Below are 12,327 nucleotides of genomic sequence, written 5' to 3' on the forward strand. Positions count from 1 at the left end.
CGCCAAGGCTTTCACGGGTTGCCGGCAAAAGGCTAAGCTACGACACAGTCTGTGCAGCCGAGCGCTGCACGTGTCGTGTTTTCAATCTGTACGGAAGCCTCATGCGCAGTCGCCTTTTCAACTTTTTATCCTGCCTGCTGCTCTCTACCTGCGCCGTGCAATCCACGCTGGCTGCAGACCTGACCCAACAACGCCAACTGTACGATGACGCCAAGCGCGCCCTGGCCAAAGGTGACTCCGGCCCTTACTTTCAAAATGCCGCCGCCCTGCGCACGTACCCGCTGACCCCTTACCTGGCCTACGACGAGCTGACCGCACGCCTGAAATCTGCCAGTAACGCCGAAATCGAACAGTTTTTGGCCGAGCATGGCGATCTGCCACAATCCAACTGGATGAGGTTGCGCTGGTTACGCTGGCTGGCCGAGCGTGGCGACTGGGCAACCTTCGTCAAATATTACGACCCCAAGCTCAATTTCACCGAGCTGGACTGCCTCAATGGCCAATACCAGATCAGCCACAACCTCAAGGCTGAAGGCTATGCCAGCGCCGAAAAACTCTGGCTGGTGGGCAAAGCTCAACCTACCGCGTGCGACGCCCTGTTCGGGCAATGGGCAGCAAAAGGCCAGTTGACCGAGCAAAAGCGCTGGCAGCGGGTCAAACTCGCCGCCGAAGCACGCAACTATGCGCTGGCCACCTCACTGGCCAGCGGGCTGACCACACTGGGCCCGCAAGCCAAACTGATGATCGCCGTGGCCCAAAAGCCCGACATGCTCAGCCAGCCATCGGTGTTCCTGCCAGCCAGCGAAGCCATGTCGGATGCGGTCGGCCTGGGCTTGCGCCGCCTCGCCCGCCAGGACCCGGAAAAAGCCGCGTCGCTGCTCGACACCTATGCCAACAACATGCACTTTTCCCGTGACGAAAAAGTGTCAATCGCCCGGGAAATCGGCCTGACGTTCGCCCGTCGTTACGACAGCCGCGGCCTGGCCATCATGACCCAGTACGACCCGGAGCTGCGTGACAACACCGTCACCGAGTGGCGCCTGCGCCTGCTGTTGCGCCTGGCGCGCTGGGAAGACGCGTATCAGTTGACCAAAAAACTGCCGCAAGACCTCGCAACCACTAACCGCTGGCGCTACTGGCAGGCCCGCAGCCTAGAGCTGGCCGAGCCGAAAAACCCGCAAGCGCTGGTGCTGCTCAAGAATGTCGCCAAGGAACGTGATTTCTACGGCTTCCTCGCCGCCGATCGGGCGCAAACGCCTTACAAGCTCAACAACAAGCCGCTGGTGCTCAGCCCGCAACTGGTCAATAAAGTACGCAACACACCGGGTATTCAGCGTGCCCTGGAGTTCCACGCGCGGGGCCAAGTGGTTGATGGTCGGCGTGAGTGGTACTACGTTAGCCGCCACTTCAACCGTGACGAGATGGTCGCCCAGGCCAAACTGGCTTACGACCTGAAGTGGTATTTCCCGGCCATTCGTACCATCAGTCAGGCGCAGTATTGGGACGATCTGGACATTCGCTTCCCGATGGCGCACCGCGACACCCTGGTACGCGAAGCTAAAGTCCGCGGCCTGCATTCAAGCTGGGTATTCGCCATTACCCGTCAGGAAAGCGCCTTTATGGATGACGCCCGCTCCGGCGTGGGCGCCAGCGGCTTGATGCAATTGATGCCCGCCACCGCCAAAGAGACTGCCCGCAAATTCAGCATCCCGCTGGCCTCGCCACAGCAAGTGCTGGACCCGGACAAAAATATCCAGCTGGGCGCCGCCTACTTGAGCCAGGTACACGGCCAGTTCAATGGCAACCGCGTGCTCGCCTCAGCGGCCTACAACGCAGGCCCGGGCCGTGTACGCCAATGGCTGAAAGGCGCCAACCATCTGGGCTTTGACGTGTGGATCGAAAGCATCCCGTTCGACGAAACCCGCCAATACGTGCAGAACGTGCTGTCTTATTCGGTGATCTACGGGCAGAAGCTCAACGTGCCACAGCCGCTGGTGGACTGGCATGAGCGGTATTTTGATGATCAATAATTAACGAAACCCCTGTAGGAGCGAGCTTGTCTCGCGATCTTTTTAAGGTCAAAAGATCGTGAGGCAAGCTCGCCCCTACCGTTATTCCAGAATGGTGACTGGCATGCCGACTTCCAGCACGCCTTCGCCGTCGTTCACCAAGTTTTGCCCAAACATCGCGCCACCTTCCTGTTTGCGATAGTTGTTCAAGGTCGCGAACGGTTCACGATTGGCGTCCCGCTCGCCGGTCTGCGGGTCGATCGTGGTGAGGATGCAACGCGAGCACGGCTTGACCACACGAAACTCAACATCGCCAATACGGATGCGCTTCCAGCCGTCTTCGGCAAACGCTTCGCTGCCTTCAATAACAAGGTTGGGGCGAAAGCGCAGCATCTCCATCGAGCGCCCTACTTTCTGCGAAAGGTCATCCAGCGAGGCTTGACCAATCAACAGCAAAGGGTAGCCATCAGCGAACGCCACTTTGTCATCATCCTGCCCGTAGCCCGACTCTGTCATGCGCGCGCGTTGCAGCGGCACATGCACCAGACGCACCGGTTTGTCGATAAAGCCGCTTAGCCACTGCGCCGCCTCATCCCCGGCATCCGGCACACGCAAGGTGTCGCGCCAAATGGTCACACCGCGCAAGTTATCGTCCGGGTTTGGCAACGCCACCTCCAGAGGCGAAAAGCCCTGGGCACTCAAGGTCAGGCCGCCCGCAGCATTCCACAGGGCCGACAACTGGCTCATTTTGGGCTCGGTGCGCTGCGTCAGGAATCGTCCGCTCGCTTCGTCCACCAACATCCAGCGTCGATCACCGACCAGTCCCAGCTTGTCCAGTCGGGCTTGCGGCAGGCTTTCGCCTTTGCCGGATTTCAGTGGGAAGCGATACAGCGCACTCAGACGAAGCATGGGTCAGATCCCTGCAAGGTAAAAAAGCCACAGTATAGAAGCCTTCGGGCCTGCAAAGATCCCCCATTGAGACAGGATCAGGCAGGCACTTCGTCGAGCATCAGGCGCTGACGAACGACATCTACCAATTTGTCCGGCTGGAATTTAGACAGAAAGTTGTCACACCCCACCTTCTTCACCATCGATTCGTTGAAGCTGCCGGACAAGGAGGTGTGGAGTACCACATACAAACTGCGCAGACGCGGATCGTTACGAATTTCTGTGGTTAAACGGTAACCATCCATTTCTGGCATTTCCGCGTCAGTGAACACCATCAGCAGCTTGTCGGTCATGACCTGCCCGGAGTCGGCCCAGGCCTTGAGCATGTTGAAGGCTTTAAGGCCGTCGCTGGCGACATGCATTTTGATCCCCAACTGCGACAACGTTTCCCGCAACTGCGCCAGGGCCACGCTGGAATCATCGACCAGCAGCACTTCACGGCCACGCGCCCGCTCCAGCACCGGGTCGGCCAGCTTGTCAGGGGAGACTTTGGCGTTGTAAGGCACGATTTCGGCCAAGACCTTTTCTACGTCGATGATTTCCACCAGTTGCTCGTCAACCTTGCTGATGGCGGTCAAATAATGGTGACGCCCGGCGCTGGCGGGCGGCGGCAGGATGGCTTCCCAGTTCATGTTGACGATCCGGTCCACACTGCCCACCAAAAAGGCCTGAATCGAGCGGTTGTACTCGGTGACGATGATCGTGCTGTCTGGCCCCGGCACCACCGGGCGCATGCCGATGGCTTGGGAGAGGTCGATGACGGGCAGGGTCTTGCCGCGCAAGTTGATGACCCCGCACACATGCCGATGGCGATGGGGCATCAGGGTCAACTTGGGCAGCTGCAACACTTCTTGCACCTTGAACACGTTGATTGCGAACAACTGCCGCCCTGCAAGACGAAACATCAGAAGTTCCAGTCGGTTTTCACCGACCAACTGTGTGCGCTGGTCTACCGTGTCGAGAATGCCGGCCATAGATATTTCCTGGGCGTGTGTGCGAAAGGTCCTAGGCTATCGACACGACATGTCGATTCTTAACCCTTCCCTGCCCTCACGCCCTAAAAATAATGGCCAGATGACATCTTTCGCTTTTATGAACTCAACAGCGGTGAGTTTTGCGGCAAATGCACGCGCAACGCGCCTTTGTGAGCGCTGAAGCGCAAGCTATCGCCCGTTAGCGGTTCGCCATCGAGGTTAAGCGCCAGCCCTTGCGCGGCCTTGATCTCTACCCACGGCAGTCGTGCCCGAACAAACAGGTTATCCAGCCCCCAGCCGCCCGCCATGAGGTTTTTCACCGTCCCCACCACCTCTTGTGGCGCGGGCAGGATGCTCACGTCCAGCAGGCCATCATCGGCCAATGCCTGCGGGCACAACTCGTGCCCACCGCCCGCCTGTCGGCCATTGCCAATGCCCAGCGCCAGTAACTGGCCTTGCCACTGAAAATCGGGGCCTTGCAGCTCGGCGTAGGCCGCTTGCAACTCAGTAAAACGCGAGAGCCCGGTAAACAGGTACGCCGCGCCGCCGATGACTTTTTTCAAGTCTTCTGAAGTATTGGCGGTGACCTGGCTGCCAAAGCCGCCGGTGGCCATGTTCAAAAAGTACTGCCCGCCGACTTCACCCAAATCGATCTGCCGGGCCGGTACGTCCAGCAGCCCCAAGGCCGGGCCGGGTTCCAGCGGTACCCCCGCTGCACGGGCAAAGTCATTGGCCGTGCCCAACGGCAACAGCACCAGGCTGGCAGAGGTCTGCGCCTGCGCCATCGCTTCGGCCACATCACGCAACGTGCCGTCACCGCCACCTGCAATCAACTGCTCGTAACCGGCCTCAAGCGCTTCGCCCACCAGACGCTGCGCGTCCCCGGCTTCCCACGTGAGGCGCACCGTCAGCTCACGCCCGCCTGCACGTTGCTGCTCGACAGCGGCCCGAACGTCTTCATTCATGGCTTGCTTGCCGTGCAAAATCAAAAATGCCTTTCCTGCACTCATGCCGCATCTCCTGGTCAGTCCGTATGGTTGGACAACAACCGATCAAGAAAGGCCCAACTCCGTCGGTTTATTTGCAAAAAAACCTTTCAGGGCCGTCAACGGGTCGATCAAACCGTCAGAACCCGTCAGACTCCCTCCCCCCAACCGCAGCCCATTGCCCCTGGAGGCGTTCTGAATGAGCCCACTCATTCCCTGCATCATCGCCGGTGGCGCGGGCACCCGACTGTGGCCGGTGTCGCGTGAAGCCATGCCAAAGCCCTTTATGCGCCTGCCCGATGGTCAGAGCCTGCTGCAAAAGACCTTTCAACGCGCCATCGGCTTGCCGGATGTGCGCCAGTTACTGACCGTGACCAACCGCGACGTGTATTTCCGTACGCTCGACGACTATCGCCAGCAGCCGGCGGAGGACGTCGCGCTGGACTTTATCCTTGAGCCTTTCGGCCGCAACACCGCCCCCGCCATCGCCGCTGCCGCGCTGCACGTTGCCCAACGCTACGGAGCAGATGCGCACCTGCTTGTGCTGCCGGCCGATCACTTGATCAGCGACATCGCGGCCTTTCAGCAGGCCGTCGACAGTGCCCGGCAGTTGGCCGATCAAGGCTGGCTGGTGACGTTCGGCATTCAGCCGACCAGGGCCGAGACGGGGTTTGGCTACATCGAAAAAGGCGACGGGTGTGCCGTGGCGCGCTTCATTGAAAAACCGGATGCGGCCACCGCCCAGCAGTACCTGGAGGGCGGCCAGCACCTGTGGAACAGCGGAATGTTCTGCATGCGCGTCGACAGCCTGCTGCAAGAGCTTGCGCAACATGCACCGCAGATCCTCCAGGCCGTGAGCCTGTGCCTTGAGCACAGCCCGGTTTTTGAAGGCCCGCAGCAACGCCATCGCGAACTCGACAGCCAGACCTTCGCTCAAGCAGCCGACATTTCCATCGACTACGCGCTGATGGAACACTCGAAAAAAGTCGCCGTTGTGCCCTGCCAACTGGGCTGGAGTGACATTGGCAGTTGGCAGGCAGTACGTGAATTGAGCCCCGCCGATGCCGATGGCAACCAATGCACCGGGCAAACCGTGCTGCACGATGTGCAGGGTTGCTACATCGACTCGCCCACGCGGCTGGTCGGCGGGGTGGGCCTCAAGGATTTGATCATCATCGACACCTCCGATGCGCTGCTGATCGCCGATGCGGCCCGCAGCCAGGATGTTAAATACATCACTCAGGCGCTCAAGCAACAAGGCCACGATACGTATCGCCTGCACCGAAGCGTGACACGGCCCTGGGGCAGTTACACCGTGCTGGAGGAAGGCCCCGGGTTCAAACTCAAACGCATCGTGGTCAAACCGCAAGGTGCCTTGTCATTGCAGATGCACCGCCATCGCAGCGAACACTGGATCGTCGTCAGCGGCACCGCGCAGGTGACCAATGGCGACCAGCAGTTTGTGCTGGGCAGCAATGAATCGACCTATATCAAAGCAGGCCGCGCGCACCGCCTGGTGAATCCAACCGACGTTGAGTTAGTGATGATCGAAGTGCAATGCGGGGACTATGTAGAGGAAGACGACATCGTGCGTTTCAATGACGTGTATGGGCGCACAGAAACGCCCTAAAGCGCCATAAACGCGTAGGAGCCGCCGCAGGCTGCGATCTTTTGATCGCTAAAAGATCGCAGCCTGCGGCAGCTCCTACGCGTTTGCAGGTTAGCCCAGCACTTCGCTTAGCGGGATAAAGCCGACCCCGTCGCCTTCAGCCAGCGTGCTGCCTTCAAGCACTTCCACCAGCCCATCGGCCCAGGCGGCGCTGCGCAAAACGCCTGAGCTCTGGTTTTTGTAAATGATTGCCCGGCCTTGATCCAGCCGGCCACGCAGGTACTCGCGGCGATTGCCCGGCTTGGCCCAGACAAATCCGGCTGGCACTTGAAACTTCAACGGCGCAACGGCTTGCACGCCTTGACGGCGCAACAAGTAAGGCCGGGCCAGCAATGCAAAGGTCACCAGGGTCGAGGCCGGGTTACCCGGCAAGCCAATCACCGGCACACCGCGAAAATGCCCAAAGGTCAGGGGTTTTCCGGGTTTAATCGCGAGTTTCCACAAGGCCAGTTCTCCTTCTTCACGCAGGGCTATCCCAAGGAAGTCCGCCTCCCCCACCGAGACCCCGCCCGTGGACAAGATCAGGTCAACCGCGCCCAGCTCCGCCAAACGCTGCCGGGTGGCAGGCAGGTCGTCGGGCAAGATCCCGGCGTCGACCACCTCACACCCCATGCGCTTCAACCAACTGCACAGCACCACGCGGTTGCTGTTGTAGATCTGCCCCGGCCCCAACGGCTGGCCCGGCTCAATCAGCTCGTCACCGGTCGACAACACCGCCACTTTGACCCGGCGGATTACCTTGAGCGTGGCGCAGCCCAGAGACGCCGCCAAGCCCTGCTCGATCGGTCCCAGCCGGGTACCGGCAAGCAGTACGGTTTCGCCCACGGTGGTTTCCTGCCCTTGAGGACGAATGTTCTGCCCCACGGTCAGCGCCTCAGTGAACAACACCCGCTCATCAGCCTGGACCTGAGCGTTTTCCTGCATTTCGACGCAATCGGCGCCCTGCGGAACCGGCGCGCCGGTGAAGATCCGTGCGCAGGTGCCCGGCGTCAACGGCTCTGGCGCTTGCCCGGCAAAAATCCGCTGGCTGACAGGCAGCGGCTCGCCCGACCAGTCGGCCAGGTTGAGGGCGTAACCGTCCATGGCGCTGTTGGGCCACGGCGGCAAATCAAGGCTTGCCACCAGGTCATCGGCCAGCACCCGCCCGTCACTGTCGGCCAGCAGCACTGACTCGCTGTCACGGATCGGCGCGGCCTCGGCCAGCGCCAGCAATTGCGCCAGAGCGACTTCAACGGGCATCAAGTCGCCCATGCGCCCCGGCTTACCCACGGGTTTCACAGGCCGGTGCCTGCTTCAAGTGCGCGACAAAGTTGCAAGGGCGGTGACGGGCATCCAGTTGCTCGGCCAAAATGCCGTCCCAACCGGTACGCACCGCGTTGGTCGAACCCGGCAGGCAGCACACCAGCGTGCCGTTGGCCAAACCGGCCAAGGCGCGTGATTGCACGGTCGAAGTACCGATATCGGCCACGGAGATCTGGCGGAACAATTCGCCAAAACCATCGACCTGCTTGTCGAGCAGGCAGCTCACCGCCTCTGGCGTGCTGTCACGCGCAGTAAAGCCGGTGCCGCCGGTGATCAACACCACTTGCACTTCATCATCGGCAATCCAGGTCGCCACCTGGGCGCGAATTTTATACAGGTCGTCCTTGAGCAATACCCGCGCCGCCAAATGGTGCCCGGCCTCGCTCAAACGATCGACGAAGACTTGCCCGGAGGTGTCGGTTTCGAGGGTCCGGGTATCGCTGACGGTTAACACCGCAATGTTCAAAGGAACGAAAGGAGCATCAACTTTGGCTTTCATAAACGGGGTCCGGTTGTAGGAAAAACAGGTGGGTGTTATATCACGCCCTTATTAGACAGACGGAGCGTAGCCCATTCATGCAGCCGTTTCAGAGTTCGATTTTGCTTCTGGCCGGGGGCCGGGGCCAGCGTATGGGTGGCCAGGACAAAGGCCTGGTGCCGTGGCGCGGGCAGCCGTTGATTGCTTATGTGCAGCAGGCGGCGCGCGCGCTGACCGATGACTTGATCATTTCCTGCAATCGCAACCACGACCGCTACGCCGCCTATGCCGACCAGTTGGTGAGCGATGGCAATGATGACTTTGACGGGCCACTGGCAGGCATTCGGGCGGGCCTGGCGGCAGCCCGGCATTCACACCTGCTGGTGCTGCCGTGCGATGTGCCCAGGGTCAATGGCGAGCTGCTCAGCACCCTGCTCGCGGCAGCCGCCCTCGCGCCGGACACACCGCACATGGTGCGTCAGGGCGAACACTGGGAGCCGTTGTTTTGTGTGATCCCGACGGCACTGGCACCGGCATTCGAAGCGGCCTGGCACTCGGGCGAACGCAGACCGCGAAAAATCATGTTCCAGCTCAATGCACAGCCCGTACAATGCCCCGAAAATGATTCACGGTTAAGCAACTTCAACACTGCTGACTTACTGATATAAGCTAACGCGCTGTTCTTGTGGCTAACCACGGAACTTGAGAGCGATGTATACGTCTCAAGGACAGTGATTAATAACAGCACCCCTATTTGTTGGAGATAAACATGACTCATCGGACTCTGGCCGCTCTTATGCTCACTGCAGGCCTGGCCGCCCTTGCTGGTTGCTCCTCGCCAAGCGTGATCACACTCAACGATGGCCGTGAAATCCAGACAGTCGACGCCCCTAAGTACGACTCGTCGTCGGGCTTTTACCAGTTCAAACAATTGGACGGTAAAGAAACCCGCATCAACAAAGACCAGGTTCGTACCGTTAAAGAACTGTAAGCCTTCGGGTTTATGCGTTAAACAACAAAACCCGCCAAGTGCGGGTTTTGTTGTTTAACGCGTCTGCAAAAAATCTGGCTGTTGCTGAGACTGCACGATCAGAAACGATAGGTCACCGAGCCACCAAAGCCATTGGCGCTGTTTTCATACTTGGCGTCGTAGGTCAGGCCCAGCGCGGGCTGGCTGTCATGAACCTTGATCGGCTGTTCCTTGAGGTAGGAATAGGCAACGTCGAAGGTCAGGTTATCCACGGGTGTCCAACCGGCACCCACGCTGAATACAGTCCGGTCTCCCGTAGGAATCCGTACCGAACGATCGGTGTTGTTGGTGGGGGTCTGGTCCAGCGTTAAACCCGTGCGCAATACCAGCTGTTTATTGACCCGGTACGCCGCGCCGATGGCATGCGACCACGTGTCATGCCAGTTCTGCACCTCGGTAATTGAAGCCAGTTCGCTGCTTCCGTCAGACACGCCGGAGTTGTTGACGGTGATTTTCTTCAACTGGCTCCAGCGGGTGTAGGTACTGCCCGCATAAAGGGTCCAGTCATCGTTAAGTTGATGAGTGACCGAGAAGTCCACCGACGACGGCGTGGTGATGTTCAGCTTGGCGCCGTAACGCTGCGGCCCTCCGTCCACCAGATCAGAGAGCAGGCCCGAGGCGTTGGTGTGGCCGCTCAGGTGGTAAACCACTTGCGAGTGATACGTCACACCGAAGCGGGTGCTGTCCAGCGCCTGCACCAACAGCCCGGCGTTAAAACCGATAGCGTTGTCGTCGCCCTTGATCTTGACGGTTTCATTGCCCAGGCCAAACGCCGGCACTTTGGAGTCCAGCTCGCCGGTCAGACGGTTGAACGTCGGCCCGAAACCCACCGAGACTTTATCGTTAAAGGCATAGCTGACCGTCGGCTGGGTAGTGATGACTTGCACTTTGCTTTTGCTGCCAAAGCCGTTGCCCTGGAAGCTGCTTTCATAGTCAGTCACCAGGCCGAACGGGGCATAAACGCCCAGACCAAAGGCCCAATGCTCGTCAATCGGAGTGACCAGGTAGCCGAACGGCACGCCAATGCCGGGTACCATGTCACCTTTGTTGGTGCCCGGGTTATCAGCGCCAAACTGCGTAGAGCTGGCGTCCTTGATGGTGGATTTGGCATCAAGGTAAGTGGCGCCAACGCTGACTTCGTTTTGCTTGAGGCGAGACATCCCGGCAGGGTTGCCATACACGGTGCTGGCATCGTCGGCAGAAGAGGAACGCCCGGCAAAACCGGTTCCCATCCCGCTGACACTTTGTTCGTTGAGGGCAAAACCGCCGGCGAGCAGTTGAGTCGAGGCAACAGCAACAGAGAGCGCCAAAGCGCTTTTGAGCATTTTTTTATTCATTATTAGAACTCGAATGAGTGGGCAGCGCTGAGGAAGCTACCAATCTTCGAGGAGGCAGTTTATGAAGAGTTTTTCATGTTTGTTTTTGTCCGACAATCCGGGCATTTTCAGCGACTTTGGCTAGTTTTTCGGCTCTCATCAAGACCCTCGAGACCCAATCTGACTGCCCGGTTTCGTCAGGATTTTCGCGACGCTCAATTACCAGTCAAGGTGGATCCGGCTCTCGAAAAAACGCTCCTCGCCGGTCAGCGGGTCGGCAAAACGCAGGCCTTGCGCCAGCAGCTTCAGGGGCTTGGCATAGTCATCCACGGCGTCCTTGATGACCTCGGGATAAAACGGATCGTTGCAGATTCCCGCTCCCAGCGCTGCCATGTGCACGCGCAACTGGTGTTTTTTGCCCGTGACCGGGTACAGCGCATAACGCCACAGATCGCCGTTTTTCTCGCACACTTCGACTCGGGTTTCGGTATTACTGGCGCCAGGCCCTTCTTGCATGCGGAAAAATGGTTCGCCCTCCACCAGACGGCTTTTGTGCACGCGCGGCAATGCCAGATCTGGCAAGGCCCGGGCAATGGCTTCGTAGCGTTTTTCAATGTTGCGCGTAGGGAATAACGACTGATACGCCGAGCGGCTGGTCGGGTTCGCAGAGAACAGTACCAACCCCGCCGTGTGCCGGTCGATCCGGTGCAATGGCACCAGATTGGGGTTATCCAGCGTGCGGATCAAACGGCGCAGCAGGGTTTGCTCGACGTACTCGCCCGCCGGGGTCACGGGCAGAAAGTGCGGTTTGTCTGCCACCACCAAATGCTCGTCGGCATACAAAATGGTTTCTTGCACCGGAATCGGCGTTTCGTTAGGCACTTCACGAAAGTAATGAATGCGCAGGCCTTCTTTGTACGCCAACTGCGGGCTGATCGGCACGCCATGGGCGTCCAGCACCCGGCCACGGGCGATTCGATCTTGCCATTGCTCACGGCTGATTGCCCGAAAGTGGTCGCACAAACAGTCGAGTACCGTCTGCCAATGACCCGGTGGCAAGTACAAGGTGCTGGCTTGATGCTCGGCGGCGTTGAAAAGCTGGGTCGACATAAATAACTCTGGGCAAGAAAAGCAGCCCGCGATTATCGCGCACAGTGCGCCACAAGCTACAGCAGAAAGTGGGCAACCTGCTCAGTGTCAAACGGCCAGTCCAGTTCAGCGCCGGTGTCGACCCGACGCAATACGGGGATGCGCAAGCCGTAGGCCTCAACAGATTCTTCACTGTCGGCGATATCAATTAGCTCAACCAGCAAGCCGTTATCCAGCACCAACGGCATCACGACGTCTTCAGCCACTTCGCACAGATGGCAACCCACGGTGCCGAGCAACTGACATTCGGGAAGCATGATCATTAACCTGTGTGGGATGGGCATTCAGTTTAGGAGCCTTGCCCGGGCACGTCGACCCGCCTGTCGACAGCGCTTATGCAGCAAAGCTGATCAGAGCAATCGCTTTACACCGCTGCTTGCGACTACGCTACGTACTGGCGTGCTCTTGTGGCCCTTACAGGGCCGCTTCGCAGCCCATCGCAGCCTCGTAGCGCATCAGCGGCTAC

General features: G+C 59.3%; 12 protein-coding genes. 4 read left to right on the forward strand and 8 right to left on the reverse strand.

What is annotated here, in order from left to right:
- The first annotated feature begins 101 nt into the window (after positions 1-101).
- A complete protein-coding gene (locus tag QMX84_RS05650; protein WP_282363372.1) occupies positions 102-2,030 on the forward strand; it encodes a transglycosylase SLT domain-containing protein in 1,929 nt (642 codons plus the stop codon).
- Positions 2,031-2,111: 81 nt separating this feature from the next.
- Here the strand turns inward: QMX84_RS05650 and QMX84_RS05655 are convergent, their stop codons facing one another.
- The 3 genes from QMX84_RS05655 to yegS form a co-directional block, all read right to left on the reverse strand.
- A complete protein-coding gene (locus QMX84_RS05655; protein WP_262126462.1) occupies positions 2,112-2,918 on the reverse strand; it encodes an MOSC domain-containing protein in 807 nt (268 codons plus the stop codon).
- A gap of 77 nt (positions 2,919-2,995) precedes the next feature.
- Positions 2,996-3,931 carry a chemotaxis protein CheV gene (locus QMX84_RS05660; RefSeq protein ID WP_153355682.1) on the reverse strand — a complete coding sequence of 312 codons (936 nt, stop codon included), beginning with the start codon at positions 3,929-3,931 and terminating at the stop codon, positions 2,996-2,998.
- Positions 3,932-4,047: 116 nt separating this feature from the next.
- Positions 4,048-4,941 carry a lipid kinase YegS gene (gene yegS, locus QMX84_RS05665; RefSeq protein ID WP_262126464.1) on the reverse strand — a complete coding sequence of 298 codons (894 nt, stop codon included), beginning with the start codon at positions 4,939-4,941 and terminating at the stop codon, positions 4,048-4,050.
- Between the two features lie 175 nt (positions 4,942-5,116).
- On the opposite strand from yegS, the gene QMX84_RS05670 reads away from it, so the two are divergent.
- A complete protein-coding gene (locus QMX84_RS05670) occupies positions 5,117-6,547 on the forward strand; it encodes a mannose-1-phosphate guanylyltransferase/mannose-6-phosphate isomerase (protein ID WP_282363373.1) in 1,431 nt (476 codons plus the stop codon).
- A 90-nt stretch (positions 6,548-6,637) separates the two neighbouring features.
- Here the strand turns inward: QMX84_RS05670 and glp are convergent, their stop codons facing one another.
- Both glp and moaB read right to left on the reverse strand, forming a co-directional pair.
- The gene (gene glp, locus QMX84_RS05675; RefSeq protein WP_282363374.1) at positions 6,638-7,864 is read right to left on the reverse strand and encodes a gephyrin-like molybdotransferase Glp; all 1,227 of its coding nucleotides are present in this window, start codon (positions 7,862-7,864) and stop codon (positions 6,638-6,640) included.
- Positions 7,848-8,387, reverse strand: a complete 540-nt coding sequence (gene moaB, locus QMX84_RS05680; RefSeq protein WP_048368722.1) for a molybdenum cofactor biosynthesis protein B — start codon at positions 8,385-8,387, stop codon at positions 7,848-7,850. The genes glp and moaB overlap by 17 nt, the downstream gene beginning before the upstream one ends.
- Before the next feature lie 77 nt (positions 8,388-8,464).
- Between moaB and mobA the strand changes: the two genes are divergently transcribed.
- Together mobA and QMX84_RS05690 are read left to right on the forward strand one after the other, a co-directional pair.
- The gene (mobA, locus tag QMX84_RS05685; protein WP_282363375.1) at positions 8,465-9,034 is read left to right on the forward strand and encodes a molybdenum cofactor guanylyltransferase MobA; all 570 of its coding nucleotides are present in this window, start codon (positions 8,465-8,467) and stop codon (positions 9,032-9,034) included.
- Positions 9,035-9,135: 101 nt separating this feature from the next.
- On the forward strand, positions 9,136-9,357 hold the full coding sequence (locus QMX84_RS05690) for a YgdI/YgdR family lipoprotein (protein ID WP_048368724.1): 222 nt from the start codon (positions 9,136-9,138) through the stop codon (positions 9,355-9,357).
- A 98-nt stretch (positions 9,358-9,455) separates the two neighbouring features.
- On the opposite strand, the gene QMX84_RS05695 is transcribed toward QMX84_RS05690, so the two are convergent.
- The 3 genes from QMX84_RS05695 to QMX84_RS05705 all read right to left on the reverse strand — a co-directional run bounded on the left by QMX84_RS05695 (position 9,456) and on the right by QMX84_RS05705 (position 12,118).
- A complete protein-coding gene (locus tag QMX84_RS05695) occupies positions 9,456-10,733 on the reverse strand; it encodes an outer membrane protein transport protein (RefSeq protein ID WP_048368725.1) in 1,278 nt (425 codons plus the stop codon).
- A gap of 198 nt (positions 10,734-10,931) precedes the next feature.
- On the reverse strand, positions 10,932-11,822 hold the full coding sequence (locus QMX84_RS05700; protein ID WP_262126468.1) for a pseudouridine synthase: 891 nt from the start codon (positions 11,820-11,822) through the stop codon (positions 10,932-10,934).
- Positions 11,823-11,878: 56 nt separating this feature from the next.
- The gene (locus tag QMX84_RS05705; protein ID WP_282363377.1) at positions 11,879-12,118 is read right to left on the reverse strand and encodes a glutaredoxin family protein; all 240 of its coding nucleotides are present in this window, start codon (positions 12,116-12,118) and stop codon (positions 11,879-11,881) included.
- Between the last annotated feature and the right edge of the window lie 209 nt (positions 12,119-12,327).

The organism is Pseudomonas sp. PS01297 (genome assembly GCF_029959305.1).
GTDB lineage: Bacteria > Pseudomonadota > Gammaproteobacteria > Pseudomonadales > Pseudomonadaceae > Aquipseudomonas > Aquipseudomonas helleri.